Raw genomic sequence first — 13,942 nt, forward strand, 5'->3', positions numbered from 1 at the left:
AGCCATGACCAACCCCCGTCCTCCGTACCGGGCAGTGATTCTTTGCGGTGGTTCAGGCTCGCGCCTGTGGCCGCTGTCGCGCGAACTGTTGCCGAAGCAGTTCATCCGTTTGACCGATGACCGCAGCCTTCTGCAGAACACCCTGCGACGGCTGGAGTCGGCGGGCGCGCAAGAGCGGCCCATCCTGGTCTGCAATGAGGCGCATCGCTACATCGCGGCGGAGCAGGCTGATGAGCTGGGCATCAAGGACGTCGAGGTCATCCTGGAGCCGTTTGCGCGCAACACGGCGCCGGCCATCGCTGCTGCCACGCTGCGGGCCATGCAGGAGGGGGAGGATCCCATCATGCTCATCATGCCGTCGGACCACGTGCTGGAAGACGGCGAGGTGCTCAGCGCGGCGTTTGCCCAGGCGTACGATGCGGCCCGCCAAGGCGCACTGGTGACGTTCGGCATCAAGCCGACCGCGCCGCTCAGCGGCTACGGGTACATCCAGGCGGACGAGCCCGGCGCCATGGCCCCGGCGCGCCGTGTGCGCCGGTTCGTGGAAAAACCGTCGCCCGAGGTCGCCCAGCGCTTCATCGACGACGGCGGTTACTACTGGAACAGCGGCATGTTTGCCTTCCAGGCGTCGGTCTTCCTGGCCGAGCTGGGCCGGCTGGCGCCCAAGATCCTCGCGCAGGCGCAGTCGGCCGTGGCGACGGGGCATGGCGACAACGGCCTTTTCCATCTGGACGGCCCGGCGTTCGAGGCATGCCCCAGCGATTCGATGGACTACGCCATCATGGAGCGCACCGACAGCGCGGTGGTCATCCCGCTGGCCGCCTCGTGGAGCGACGTGGGTGCGTGGGATGCCGTATGGGGCATCGCCCAGAAGTCGGTGGAAGGCAACTCCACCACGGGCGACGTCATGGTGGAGGATTCGCGCAACTGCCTCATCCATTCGACCAGCCGGCTGGTGGCCTCGGTGGGCCTGGACGACATCGTGGTCATCGAGACGGCCGACGCGGTCCTGGTGGCGCACAAGTCGCGCTCGCAGGACGTCAAGCGCCTGGTCGAGGTCTTCAAGTCGCAGCACCGCAGCGAACTGAACCACCACCGCGAGGTCCAGCGGCCGTGGGGGTCGTACGACTCGGTCGGCCAGGGGCCGCGATACCAGGTCAAGCGCATCACCGTGAAGCCGGGCGCGCGGTTGTCGTCGCAGATGCACCACCACCGCGCCGAGCACTGGATCGTGGTGTCGGGTACGGCGCGCATCTACAACGGCGACAAGCAGTACCTGCTGACCGAGAACCAGTCGACCTACATCCCGCTGGGCGAGATCCACAGCCTGGAGAACCCCGGGAAGATTCCGCTGGAAATCATCGAGGTGCAGTCGGGCGCCTATTTGGGCGAAGACGACATCGTGCGCTTCCAGGACATCTACGGCCGTGTTTAGGGAGCCCCCACGCCGCACACGCTCCGCGCGCTTGCTGCCCCCCGAGGGGGCCGTCTTCGCCTTGGGGCGGCCCGGCGGCGAAGAGCCTCCTCCGGAGCGGGTTCCCTTTTGGCGCCCGGGCATGGCAAGGATCTGCCTGCCCGTGGCGGCCCTCTTTTTCATCGTTCTGATCACGGTGGGCAACCTGCCCGGGCTGGCGGCGGACATGTCCGATGCCTTTGGCGACAAGCGGCTGCATCTGGCCGCCTACGCCTTCCTGACCGGGCTGATCTACGTATCGGTCAACCGGCGCCCGGCGCTGGTGGCCATGCTGACGGTTACCGCATTGGGAGTGGTGGACGAATCCATCCAGTCCCTTTTTCCCTACCGAGAGGCTGAACTCTTAGACCTTTTGGCCGATATCTCAGCGGCTGGTGCAACAGTAATCTCTTTGCACATTGGTAACGCAGCCATCGGCTCCTTTCGTGCAGTCACTAAGTCTTAAGGACACAACCATGCCAAAACGGGCACTGATTACCGGCGTAACTGGCCAAGACGGGGCCTATCTGGCGGAGCTTCTGCTGGCCAAGGGCTATGAGGTCCACGGCATCAAGCGGCGCGCTTCGCTGTTCAACACCGCGCGAATCGACCATCTGTACCAGGACCCGCACGACCAGCCCCGCAATTTCGTCCTGCACCACGGCGACATGACGGACTCGTGCAGCCTCATCCGCATCGTCCAGTCGGTGCAGCCTGACGAGATCTACAACCTGGCCGCGCAAAGCCACGTGGGCGTCTCGTTCGAGGAACCGGAATACACGGCCAACGCCGACGGCCTGGGCACCCTGCGCCTCTTGGAAGCCATCCGCATCCTGAAGCTGGAAAACAAGTCGCGCTTCTACCAGGCGTCGACGTCCGAGCTGTACGGCCTGGTGCAGGAAACGCCGCAGAAGGAAACCACCCCCTTCTACCCGCGCAGCCCCTACGCCGCCGCCAAGCTCTACGCCTACTGGATCAGCGTGAACTACCGCGAAGCCTATGGCATGTACGCCTGCAACGGCATCCTGTTCAATCACGAATCGCCCAAGCGCGGCGAAACGTTCGTGACGCGCAAGATCACCCGCGGCCTGGCGCGCATCGTGCTGGGCCTGCAGGAATGCCTGTACCTGGGCAACCTCTCCGCCCTGCGCGATTGGGGCCACGCCCGCGACTACGTCGAAATGCAGTGGCTGATGCTGCAGCAGGACACGCCCGAAGACTACGTCATCGCGACGGGCATGCAGTACAGCGTGCGCGAGTTCATCAACACCGCCGCGCGCGAGCTGGGCATCCTGCTGGCGTGGGAAGGCGAAGGCCTGGAAGAGACGGCCACGGTGCTGTTCTCGCCGGTGCATGACGTCAAGGCCGGCCAGGTCATCGTCCGCGTCGATCCGCGCTACTTCCGTCCGACTGAAGTGGAGACCCTGCTGGGCGATCCCACCAAGGCCCGCGAAAAGCTCGGCTGGTCGCCCCGCACCACGTTCGCGCAGCTCGTCAAGGAGATGGTCGAGGCGGACCTGAAGGACGCGCGGCGCGATGCGCTGGTCGAACAGAACGGCTACGAAATCTACGCCTACAAGGAGTAGCCCGCCATGACGAACCTGGACCAACGCGTTTTCGTCGCCGGCCACCGCGGGATGGTGGGCGCGGCGATCACCCGCGAACTGCACCGGCGCGGCTACGAGAACGTGCTGACCCGCAGCCGCGCGGAACTGGACCTGGAAAACCAGAACCAGGTGCACCGCTTCTTTTCGACCACGCCGGTCGACGTGGTGTACCTGGCCGCCGCCAAGGTGGGCGGCATCCTGGCCAACCAGACGCATCCGGTGGATTTTCTGTACAAGAACCTGATGATCCAGTGCAACGTGATCCGCGCAGCGTATGCGGCCGGGGTGCGCAAGCTGCTGTTCCTGGGTTCGTCATGCATCTACCCGCGCGAGGCGCCGCAGCCCATCCGAGAGGACGCGCTGCTGACCGGTCCGCTGGAGTCCACCAACGAACCGTACGCCATCGCCAAGATCGCCGGCCTGAAGCTGTGCGAGGCCTACCAGCGGGAGCACGGCGCGCGCTTCATCTGCGCCATGCCCACCAACCTGTATGGCCCGCACGACAACTACGACCTGCACAGCAGCCATGTGCTGCCGGCCCTGATCCGCAAGTTCCACGAGGGCCGCGAGGCCAACGCGGAAAGCGTGACGATCTGGGGCACCGGGTCGCCGCTGCGCGAGTTCCTGTACGTGGACGACCTGGCGCAGGCCAGCGTCATGCTGATGGAGCATCCGGACGCCGAGGGCATCTACAACATCGGCGCCGGCCAGGACATCTCCATCGCGGACCTGGCGCAGCTGGTGGCGCGCGTGATCGGCTACGAGGGCAAGATCGTCTACGACACCTCCAAGCCCGACGGCACGCCGCGCAAGCTGATGGACTCGTCGCGCGTGCAGGCGTTGGGCTGGCGGCCGGAGATCTCTCTGACGCATGGCATCACGCTGGCCTACGGCCATTTCCTGCGCGAGCGCACGCAACAGGCGCTGCCGGTGGCCTGACGGCCGCGCCAGCATGACAGACAGGGTTACCGATGCTTGGATTCGTGAAGAAACACATCGCCGGCAATGCCTCCTTCTGGGGGCTGGTGGAGTACGGCATCGGTCCCGTCGCGGCGCTGGTGGCGCTGCCGATCCTGTTCCGCCAGCTCGGCACGGTCGGCTTCGGCCAGTATTCGATGATCATCGCGCTGGCGGGCTTCGGCAACGCGGCCAACCTGGGCGCGGCGGTGACTGCGACCAAGCTGGTGTCCGAGAGCGCGCACGAACCCGGCGGCGCCTATCGCGCGGCCGGTGTCAGCATGTCGCTGATCGGCTGTGCGCTGGCCGTCGTGACCCTGGCTGCCGTGCTGCTGTGGGGCGTGGTGGGGTTGGGCTGGCCAGAAGCCACATTCGGCGGCGTGGCGGTGACGATGCTGGCCATGCCGGCGCTCGCCATCTATCTCACGCAGCAGTATGACCAGCTCTTTTCCGGTTGCCTGAAGGGGCGCGAGGACTTTCGCGCCACCGCGCTGTGCGAGGTCTTCAGCCGCACAGGCACGATGGCGCTCGCGTGCGCGGCCGCCTGGTACACCGCCTCGCCCACGTGGACGGGACTGGCGCAGGCGCTGGGCCTCCTGATCGCGGGCAGCGTCAAGATGCGCGTGTTCTCGCGCGCCTACGACCGCTACATCGTGCGGCCCGTGCGCGATCGCGGCGCCATGATGGCCGCCTTCCGGTTCTCGCGCTGGTCGTGGCTGAACAGCCTGAGCGCGCTGGCCTTCGGCTCGGTCGACCGCGTGCTGGTCGGCAGCCTGATGGGACCGGCGGCGCTGGCGATCTATACCGTGGGCGTGCAAGTGGGCCAGATCATCCACACCGCGTCCGTCGCCATCTTCCAGAAGGCCATGCCGCGCGTGACCCGCCTGTCGGTCTCGCCGCCCTACCCGGGCGCGGCCGAACGCGAGATCCGCCGCATGATGCTGTGGAACCTGGCGCTGTCGGCCGGGGCCACGCTGGCCGTGCTGGCGGTCAGCCGGCCGCTCTTGAACGTGCTGCTGGGCGACAACGTCGCCGGCGGCCATCTGGGCACATTCCAATTGCTGATCGTGGCGTCGGGCCTCTTGTCCCTCAACGCTGCGGCGCATTTCTCCCTGCTGGGGCTCGGCAATTCCCGCGCCGTCGCGATCCTGAACGGATTGGGCGGCCTGGCAATGCTGTGCGTCATGGCGGGACTGGTTCACGTGGCGGGGGAACACGCCGCAGCCTGGGGCCGCATGGCCTACGCGGCGATCACGCTGGCCGGCGTGGCCCTCGCCATCCGTCAATCCCGCCCCGAGTTTCCGGGCGCCATGCCTGCGGCCACCCGATAACCAACATGCTGAGGTCTTACATGCGCAAGCGCCACAACGAGTATTCACGCCAGCTCATCGACTTCGTCCGCGAGCTCCGTCCGCCAGCGCCCATCGCCAGCGGCCTGCTGCCCAAGGTGACGATCGTGACGCCCTCGTTCAACCAGGCCAAGTTCCTGGAGCGCACCATCCTGTCCGTGCTGAACCAGGGGTATCCGCGGCTGGAATACATCATCATCGACGGCGGCTCCACGGATGGCAGCGTGGACATTATCAAGAAGTACGAGCGCTACCTGTCCTACTGGGAAAGCACACCGGACCGCGGCCAGTCGCACGCGATCAACAAGGGCTTCGAACGCGCCACGGGCGATTATGTCGGTTGGCAGAACTCGGATGACCTGTATTTCCCGGGCGCGCTGCGCAAGCTGGGCACGGCCGCCGCCAAGGGCCGCGCGCCGATCGTCAGCGGCAACCTGTTCGTGGCGGATGCCAACAACCACATCTTCCGCAAGATCCACTACACGCCCGTCAACCGCGGCACGCTGACGGTGGTGAAGGCGTCGATCCCGAACCAGTCGGCCATCTTCCGCCGCGACCTGCTGCGCAAGTACGGCCTGCTGCAGGAAAGCATGCGTTACTGCATGGACCTGGAATTGTGGAGCCGGCTGCTGCGCGAAGGCAAGAACCTGATCGTGCCGGACGCGCTGGGCGTCTACACCGCCCACGACGAGACCAAGACGGCACTGATGCAGGACGTGCTGCTGGAAGAGCGCGAACAGATCGTCAGCCGCATCCGGCGTACCGAACCGGGTCTGGGCAAGCTGTTCGAACTGTCCTGCCGCGCCTCGAAAGTCGCCGCGCACGCACGCCAGGGCGATCTGACGTATCTGCTGGAGAAGCTGACCACCAAGATCTTCGGACGCGACGATTGGGCCGCGCACTAGGCCGGACCGACACTGATACGGAACTGCAATGACTACGCGCCGGCTTTCCACCCTGCACCTCCTGGGCCTGTTCGTCTTCACCGCGCTGGCGCTGAACGACGACAGGTTCGTCATCGGGGTGGGGAGCTTCAAGCTCTCGCCCTTCGACCTGCTGTTCGTGGCCATGCTGGGCGTCAAGGCGCTCCGGCTGGCCGACCCGGGTGCGTACGCGTTCCCGCGCGGCGCGCTGGGGGTGCTGCTGGGCATCCAGGCGATCTCGGTGATCTATCTGCTGGTGGTGTCGAGCCATCACCCCGGCATCGAGACCGGCGACGTCGCGCGCGACCTGCGCATCGTCTTCTACTTCCTTTGCACGCCGTTCCTTTGCTACAAGGACATCGACAGTCCGCACGCCTATGCGATCCTGCAGAAGTACATCGTTGCGGCGAGCCTGGCGGTTGCCACGTTGATGCTGGTGGAACAGGCGGCCGGCTTCAGCGTCGCCAATCCCCTGCGCAACGTGCGGCTGGGCGTGTGGGCGATCCCGATGGGCGTGGTGTCACTGCTGTACTTCCGTCGCACGCTGAACGTATCGGGCCCCAAGGCCTACATGTTGACGCTGTACATGGTGATGGCGCTGGTGTTCTCGCTGAACCGCAGCCAGTACCTCCAGCTGGCGATCTCCGTCATCATCGCCGTGCTGCTGGCCGGCAGCGCCGACATCCGGCGCCGCGCCGTGATGATCTTCGCGCCCGCGGCCGTGGCCGGGGTGCTGATCTTCGGCGCCATCGGCTATCTGGACGTGCTGACCGATCGGATCTTCAGCGTCGAGCGCCTGGACGAAGACTCCAGCTACGGCGCGCGCGTCCAGGAGATGGAGGGCCAGATGCAGTTCTTCGCGGAAAGCCCCGTGTTCGGCAAGGGCGCGGGCTTTCGCAGCTGGGTGATGGGCGAAAACGGCTTCGAGCTGAGCACGTTCGCGCACAACTCATGGGCCTTCTACCTGATGAAGTTCGGCGTGGTCGGCACGATCATGATCATGTTGCCGCCACTATTGATCCTGCTGTTCTCGCTCTTTCGGCGCTACGCCCATCCCGGGCTGGAGATGCACCGGCGATATCTGCTCGCCACCGCGCCCATCTACATCTTCATCGACTCGATGTCCGGCGGTCTGGCCTATGCGCCCAAGACCGCGTTTACCGGCTTCCTGCTGTGCTATTGCCTGTCGCTGATGCGCAATGCACAGATCATGCCCGTGCCTCGCCAAGAATCTCCCGCTCCCAGCCCTCGCCCGGATATCGTGCGCCGGGCGCCACCCACGCGAGTAATACCCCATGTCTGATGTCTTGTTTGTCGCACCGGACTTGCATGGCGGCGTCGGAAGATGCGTCGCCTTCATTGTGGATGCGTTGCCCGAACAGGGGGTGGACTCCGCCCTGTTCCTGCTGCGTTCGCGCAATCGCGAGTATCCCATCGCCAATCCCAAGGTCACCCGCGCATTTCCGATCATCGAGTCCCCAACCAAGCTGCGGCTGGCGCTGCCCGTGGCGTTCTTCAAGCTGCTGCAGCACATCCGCCGCGAAAAGCCCGCCATCGTCTGCTCGCACGGTCTGTTGTGCAACATGCTGGTCGTGCTGGCCAGAAAGATCCTGCGCGGCAACTTCCGAACCGTGGCCTTCGAGCACAGCAGCCCGGCCATCCACTACGGCGCATCGAAAATGCGCCGTCTGAAGTGCTGGCTGGTCAGCCAGACTTACCGGCGCCATGACGCCGTGGTGGGCGTGTCGCGCGGCGTGAAGGAAGACCTGGTCAGCATGTTCCCGCCGCTGCGCGGCAAGGTCCACACCATCTACAACGGCGTGCCGCTGGACAACGTGCGCCGGCAAGGCGCGCAACCCAGGCTGAACGACGGTGGCGAGTCGCCCTACCACGTCGTGGCCGTGGGCCGGCTCGAGGCGGTGAAGGACTATGCCACCTTGATCGACGCAGCCGCGCTGCTGGACGACCCGCGTATCGCATTCACGATCCTGGGCGAAGGCTCCGAGCACGCCGCCCTGCAAAAGCGCATCGACGACAGGCCATCGCGCACGCAGGTCACGTTGGCGGGCCATATCGACAACCCCTTTCCGGTCATCGCCGGCGCCGGCGCCTTTGCGCTCACCTCCGTGCGCGAGAGCTTCGGCAACGTGCTGGTGGAGGCCCTGTGCCTGGGCGTGCCCGTGATCTCCACGGACTGCCCGCATGGTCCGGCCGAGATCCTGGACGCCGGCCGCTACGGGCTGCTGGTGCCGGTTGGCGACGCCGAGGCGCTGGCCGAGGCGGTGCGGCGCCTGGCCTACGACGGCGAGATGCGCGAGAAGCTGGCGGCCCAGGGCCCCGAGCGCGCGGACGCCTTTTCCCTTGAGCGGCACTGCCGCAACGTCATCGATCTCTTCCGCCCGCTCATGCAGCGCGGAACGCCCTGAACAGGACAGCATCATGCAGAAGATACCGGTATCCGTCGTGGTGATGACGAAGAACGAGGAACGCAACATCGCGAAGTGCCTGAAGGGGCTGGTGGAGTTCGACGAGGTCTTCGTCGTCGACTCCAACAGCACGGACGCGACCTGCGCGATCGCCACGGCGATGGGCGCGCACGTCTCGAACTTCAATTGGGACGGCAAGTATCCGAAGAAAAAGCAGTGGTGCCTGGAGCAGCTTCCTTTTTCGCACCCCGTCGTCCTGTATGTCGACGCCGACGAAGAAATGACGCCAAGCCTCGCCGCCGAGATACGCGAGGTGCTGCCGCGCTTTGCGGCCGGCGCGGGCGGCGCCTTTGTGCCGTTCGACTACGTGTTCTGCGGCAAGAAGCTCGAACACGGCCATCGCGTCTACAAGCTGGCGCTGCTGGCGCGCGACCGCTCGCGCTTCCTGGACTACGACGACCTGGACGTCGCCAACATGTGGGAGGTCGAGGGCCACTACCAGCCGCAGGTCCAGGGCGAAACGTTCGCGCTGCGCCAGCGCATGGTGCACAACGACCACGATTCGCTCTATCACTACTTCGACAAGCACAACCGCTATTCGGACTGGGAAGCGAACCTGCGCACCAAGGGCCTGATGAACGACCCGCGCGAAGCCAATGTGGGCGGACGCGGGCTGCTCAAGAAAATCTTCCAGGCCATGCCGTTCAAGGCGCCCATCTCGTTTCTGCATTCCTACGTCTTCAAGCTGGGCTTCCTGGACGGCAAGGCGGGCTATGACTACGCCGTCGCACGCGCCATGTACTACTGGCAGATCCGCATCAAGACCGAAGAAATCCTGAAGGCGCGCCGGGCCAGCGAGGCCGCGTCGCAGCGCGATGCCGTTGCGGGAGCGGCCAAATGAGCACCTTGCAACGCCTGGACCAGTTCGCGCTGGCGCCGGGTCAGCGCGGGCGTTCGGCGCTGACCGTGCAGTTGTGGTGGATGGTGCAAGGCACGCTCTTTCGCTGGTCGCCGCAGGTGGCCTACGGCTTTCGCCGCTGGCTGCTGCGGTGCTTCGGGGCGCGCGTGGGCCACAAGGTGCTGATCCGGCCCACGGCCACGGTCACCTACCCCTGGAAGGTCGAGATCGGCGATTACGCCTGGATCGGCGACGACGCGGTGATCTACAGCCTGGGTCCGATTCACATCGGCGCGCACGCCGTGGTGTCCCAGCGCAGCTATCTGTGCGCGGCGGACCACGACGCCGGCCGGCCCGACTTCCCGCTGCGTGAACGCGCCGTGCGCGTCGAAGACGGCGCGTGGGTGGCGACCGACGTGTTCGTCGGACCGGGCGTGACGATCGCGCGCGAGGCGGTCATCGGCGCACGCAGCTCGGTGTTCCGCAACATGCCGGCCGCAATGGTCTGCCACGGCAACCCGTGCCGACCCATCCGGCCCCGCACCGCCACGCCAACATGAAAATACTCATCTATGGCATCAACTACGCGCCCGAACTGACCGGCACCGGCAAGTACACCGCCGAACTGGCCGAATGGCTGGCCGCGCACGGGCACGAAGTCAGTGTGGTCACCGCCCCGCCCTACTACCCGCAATGGAAGGTGCACGAGGGCTACCGCGGCTCGCGCTATGCCAAGGAAACGCGCCGCGGCGTGACCGTGCGACGCGCGCCCTTGTGGGTGCCCGAAAGACCTGGCGGCGCCAAGCGCCTGGTGCACCTGGCAAGCTTCGCGCTGTCCAGCCTGCCGTCGCTGCTGCGCGCCGCAATGCGCCGCCCGGACATCATCCTGGTCGTCGAACCCGCCCTCTTCTGCGCCCCGGCCGCATGGCTGACCGCGCGCCTGACCGGCGCGCGCGCCTGGCTGCACATCCAGGACTTCGAGGTCGACGCGGCGTTTGAACTGGGGCTGCTGAAGGGCGGCGCCTTGCGATCGATGGTCAAGCGCGCCGAGCGCTGGTTGATGCGCCGGTTTGACCGCGTGTCGACGATTTCAAACCGGATGCTGGATCTGGCGCTTTCAAAAGGCATCGATCCCGCCCGTGCGGTGCTGCTGCCCAACTGGATCGATGTCAACGCCATCACGCCGCTGGCCGAAGGCGGCGATTACCGTGCGCAGCTCGGCATTCCGGATAACGCCATCGTTGCGTTGTATTCGGGGAACATGGGCGGCAAGCAGGGTCTGCAGATTCTGGCGGACGTGGCGCGGCGTCTCAACCGCGAGGACCGCCTGTGGTTTTTGTTCTGCGGCCAGGGCCCGGAACGCGCGGCACTGGAGGAAAAATGCCGCGGCCTGACGCGCGTCATCTTTCTGGATCTGCAGCCTGCGGAACGCTTGGGCGCGCTGCTGGGCACTGCGGATATCCACCTCCTGCCCCAACGCGCCGGCGCCGCCGACCTGGTGATGCCTTCAAAACTGACCGGCATGCTGGCCAGCGGCCGCCCGGTGGTCTGCGGCGCGGCGCGCGGTACGGAGCTTGCTAATGTCGTGTCGCGCTGCGGGCTGCTGACACCGCCCGAGGATGCCGTGGCGATGGCCGAGGCGGTGCGCAAGCTCAGCTATAACGCACAAATCCGTGAAACTTTGGGCGCGGCGGCACGGCAGTACGCGATGGCGCATCTGCATGTGGACGCGGTGCTAGGTGCGGCGGAGCGAGAGTTTATGGCGATTGCGAAGCGCAAGGGCCGCGGAGCGCCGGCGGGAACGCGGGCGAGTGAGGGGGATGTTTGAAGGGCGGCGTGTTCTGGACTTGGCGCATGCCTTGGCGGACAAGGGACACCACGGACAGCGTCGCCTTGCCCCGCCGTTCTTGTTTAGCCTGAAGCAAAGCCACAATGTCGATTGTTCTCTTCCGGAAATTGAATCTCCGGGTATAGGAGAACGATCAATTGCGGCAAGGCCATGGACGGCATGAACACGAGCAGAATCGCCAAATCAACCCAGATCGTCAGCGGCAACCACAGCCGCCCCTTCTTTGTGGTGAGAGACCTGACGATCCAACGGCCACCGTAGCGCATCAATACATCACGCGGACTTTGGGGGAGTGTGATGATTTTGGGTGGGGGCAAGTCTTCGATCTGGGCCATAAACCGATGAAGCCAAGCCCAGATATGGTCTGCCCAAATCTCGCCGTTATACATCACCGGTATCTTGACCAACTGAGGCTCCGGCAGGTTGCAGGTATAACCGACAAGGTAGAGATAAGGTTGTGCTCTACCTGTTGTCCAATCAATGCCTTGCAACCGATCCCAGTCCAGTTCCCATATGGTGTCCGAGCTTTCTTCGGGATACGGGACGTAATAGACGCGGCGGGATCGGCGGTCGAAACGGACTTTCGAACAGCGATACCTGTAACGCGGCAACAAGATGCGAGAAAGGAAGAACCCAAGAAGTCCTATGACAGGAAGGCCTAGAATAGGCACCCAAACCACTCCAAACCAGTTGTCGACACCTACGATCACTGCGATGAGAAATACAAGAAGCCCAAAGAAAGTGAAGGCTCGAAGGCCAAATCCCTCTAGTTCGGTTTGCAGCGTATCAGAAACAACTTCAATGCAATCATCATTGAACCGGACCGCTTGAATAGCAGGAGTCTCGTATGAGCCGGGGGCCGTAGGCAATAACGTGCTTGCAAAGCGAAAGAGCCGCCAGTTGTTTTGAATCTCCATAAACGATGGCCGCGCCTGCCTATGCCGCTTAGTAGTTCGCATTACTGAGGCTCCCGCACTGGAGCGACCAACGCTTCGTCGATGGGATCTGTAAGCCAAGTACCTCGTGTAAAGACGAGCGGCTCCTGCTGCGGGAATAGCGCGACGCTGGGCTGATTTACGATGTCTGGCCGGTAACAATAGTCCAGCATGACTTCCGTGTCTTCACGCATGATGATTTGCCAGCTCAACTGGCGGGTACCGTCTCGAATGAAGTCTTTGCCAGTAACCATGCATTCCGTGTCATATGGGAAGTGGTAGCCCGGGGCTGCTGCGATGGGTCCCTGGACCATATTCAGGATTTTGCCGTTCCGCTTCGCTTTGAGCGTGTATTGGAAAACGTCGACGTGTCTTATAAGCGGCGAATCTTCGCCCAGAGTGGGATAGCGAGGGAGGACTACAGATAGCGAAAGAGTTCCTATGCCGTCCTTCGCGATATCGCGCCGTAGAGCAACGCTGTCTTGCCAGAGTCCATAAATAGGGATGCTGCGGACTGCAATATCGCGCACAGACATCGAGGGAGCTTCCCAATTAGCTACAGCGCGAACGCCGTAAACGGCACCATGGAAAGCAGTAAGTTCTTCGTCTAAAGACTTATAACGATAAGCTCGCGCACCCCGACTCCAATAGCTGTGTGACAACCAGACTTCGTCGGGCTGAAATTTGGCGAGAGCGGCCTGTATGCTGAAATAAATTACGCCTGCAGTGGCGATGAAGGCCAGCACAATCCAGCCGACTGACCCGACAACACCAAGGACGAAGCCTGAGGCACTTAGGAACAACCCAGCAGCCGCCAACGCTCCAAATCCAGCTGACGCCATATATAGTCGACCAGCCTCGGAATTTTGTTGAATTGTGAAGGCATGGGAAGCGCGAATCGCGTCGGCGATGGCACCGAATGCGGTAGTTACTGCGCCAGCTTTTGTGGCGAGTGTTCGAGCTGGAAAAGCGGCCTTTCGTGCTGCGGCAAGTGATTCTCCTTTGGCCAATGTCCGCAGCTGGATCAGGTCGGCCTTAACGAACAAGCCCGAGCTAATTACGGCCGATACTGCAGCCAAGGCACTTGCGCCGCTAGTGAATCCGGCAAATGAAAAATCAATCCTCCCGTTTGCGAGATCTTTGATCGATGATCGCAGTGCCATGATGGCTGATACGGCGGCAAGTCCCGTGAATGCATACTCGGCGCGCACGATCCCAGTCTGCGCGGCGCCGTAGGCCGGACTTTGACGACCCCGCTCCAACATACGCTTGAACACGTTGCCTTCAAGTTGGAACGGCTGTCGATTGTTCACTGTAGATGGAGCGGAAGAAATGCGTTTTACCTGGTCCCCCACGCGCACCTCTTCGTATAGGAGCACCGTCGCCGCCTGATTGCGCAATGGCCGCTTGACCGTAATACCCCACTTCCTTAGTCGTTCGGTGTTCATGTGTTGCTCACCATGAAACTGGGCGTATTGAAAGCGCGCCTCAGCGCTGGACACGCGGTACGTGACGATCGTGCTGCCAACACGGACTTCAGCAAAT

The 13,942-nt window shown here is 63.9% G+C and carries 13 protein-coding genes; 11 read left to right on the forward strand and 2 right to left on the reverse strand.

Translation table 11 applies throughout. From position 1 onward, the window contains the following. Positions 1 to 4 precede the first annotated feature (4 nt). The 11 genes from HV681_RS26955 to HV681_RS27005 all read left to right on the forward strand — a co-directional run bounded on the left by HV681_RS26955 (position 5) and on the right by HV681_RS27005 (position 11,441). Positions 5 to 1,435, forward strand: a complete 1,431-nt coding sequence (locus HV681_RS26955) for a mannose-1-phosphate guanylyltransferase/mannose-6-phosphate isomerase (RefSeq protein ID WP_175126161.1) — start codon at positions 5 to 7, stop codon at positions 1,433 to 1,435. 121 nt (positions 1,436 to 1,556) lie between these two features. Continuing rightward, positions 1,557 to 1,919, forward strand: coding sequence for a VanZ family protein (locus HV681_RS26960; protein ID WP_175126162.1), 363 nt, complete (start codon positions 1,557 to 1,559; stop codon positions 1,917 to 1,919). A gap of 10 nt (positions 1,920 to 1,929) precedes the next feature. Beyond that, positions 1,930 to 3,039, forward strand: coding sequence for a GDP-mannose 4,6-dehydratase (gene gmd / locus HV681_RS26965; protein WP_175126163.1), 1,110 nt, complete (start codon positions 1,930 to 1,932; stop codon positions 3,037 to 3,039). 6 nt (positions 3,040 to 3,045) lie between these two features. Next, positions 3,046 to 3,999, forward strand: coding sequence for a GDP-L-fucose synthase family protein (locus HV681_RS26970; RefSeq protein WP_175126164.1), 954 nt, complete (start codon positions 3,046 to 3,048; stop codon positions 3,997 to 3,999). A gap of 44 nt (positions 4,000 to 4,043) precedes the next feature. Beyond that, entirely contained in the window at positions 4,044 to 5,348 is a 1,305-nt protein-coding gene (locus tag HV681_RS26975; RefSeq protein ID WP_239213175.1) for a lipopolysaccharide biosynthesis protein, read from the forward strand. 5 nt (positions 5,349 to 5,353) lie between these two features. Further along, entirely contained in the window at positions 5,354 to 6,271 is a 918-nt protein-coding gene (locus HV681_RS26980; protein WP_224776689.1) for a glycosyltransferase family 2 protein, read from the forward strand. A 28-nt stretch (positions 6,272 to 6,299) separates the two neighbouring features. Then, positions 6,300 to 7,592, forward strand: coding sequence for an O-antigen ligase family protein (locus HV681_RS26985; protein ID WP_175126166.1), 1,293 nt, complete (start codon positions 6,300 to 6,302; stop codon positions 7,590 to 7,592). Further along, positions 7,585 to 8,715, forward strand: coding sequence for a glycosyltransferase (locus tag HV681_RS26990; protein WP_175126167.1), 1,131 nt, complete (start codon positions 7,585 to 7,587; stop codon positions 8,713 to 8,715). The genes HV681_RS26985 and HV681_RS26990 overlap by 8 nt, the downstream gene beginning before the upstream one ends. A gap of 13 nt (positions 8,716 to 8,728) precedes the next feature. Further along, the gene (locus HV681_RS26995) at positions 8,729 to 9,616 is read left to right on the forward strand and encodes a glycosyltransferase family 2 protein (RefSeq protein WP_175126168.1); all 888 of its coding nucleotides are present in this window, start codon (positions 8,729 to 8,731) and stop codon (positions 9,614 to 9,616) included. Beyond that, positions 9,613 to 10,173 (forward strand): putative colanic acid biosynthesis acetyltransferase, encoded by a 561-nt coding sequence (locus tag HV681_RS27000; RefSeq protein ID WP_056563330.1) that lies wholly within the window; start codon positions 9,613 to 9,615, stop codon positions 10,171 to 10,173. The genes HV681_RS26995 and HV681_RS27000 overlap by 4 nt, the downstream gene beginning before the upstream one ends. Beyond that, a complete protein-coding gene (locus HV681_RS27005; protein WP_175126169.1) occupies positions 10,170 to 11,441 on the forward strand; it encodes a glycosyltransferase WbuB in 1,272 nt (423 codons plus the stop codon). Before HV681_RS27000 ends, HV681_RS27005 begins: the two co-directional genes overlap by 4 nt. Before the next feature lie 83 nt (positions 11,442 to 11,524). Here HV681_RS27005 and HV681_RS27010 read toward each other — a convergent pair whose 3' ends face one another. Next, positions 11,525 to 12,379, reverse strand: a complete 855-nt coding sequence (locus tag HV681_RS27010; protein ID WP_175126170.1) for a hypothetical protein — start codon at positions 12,377 to 12,379, stop codon at positions 11,525 to 11,527. Between the two features lie 41 nt (positions 12,380 to 12,420). After that, on the reverse strand, positions 12,421 to 13,942 hold a 1,522-nt coding region (locus tag HV681_RS27015), incomplete at its 5' end, for a hypothetical protein (protein WP_217467872.1).

Origin of the sequence: Achromobacter animicus (genome assembly GCF_902859585.1) — a bacterium.
Lineage (GTDB): Bacteria > Pseudomonadota > Gammaproteobacteria > Burkholderiales > Burkholderiaceae_B > Achromobacter > Achromobacter animicus.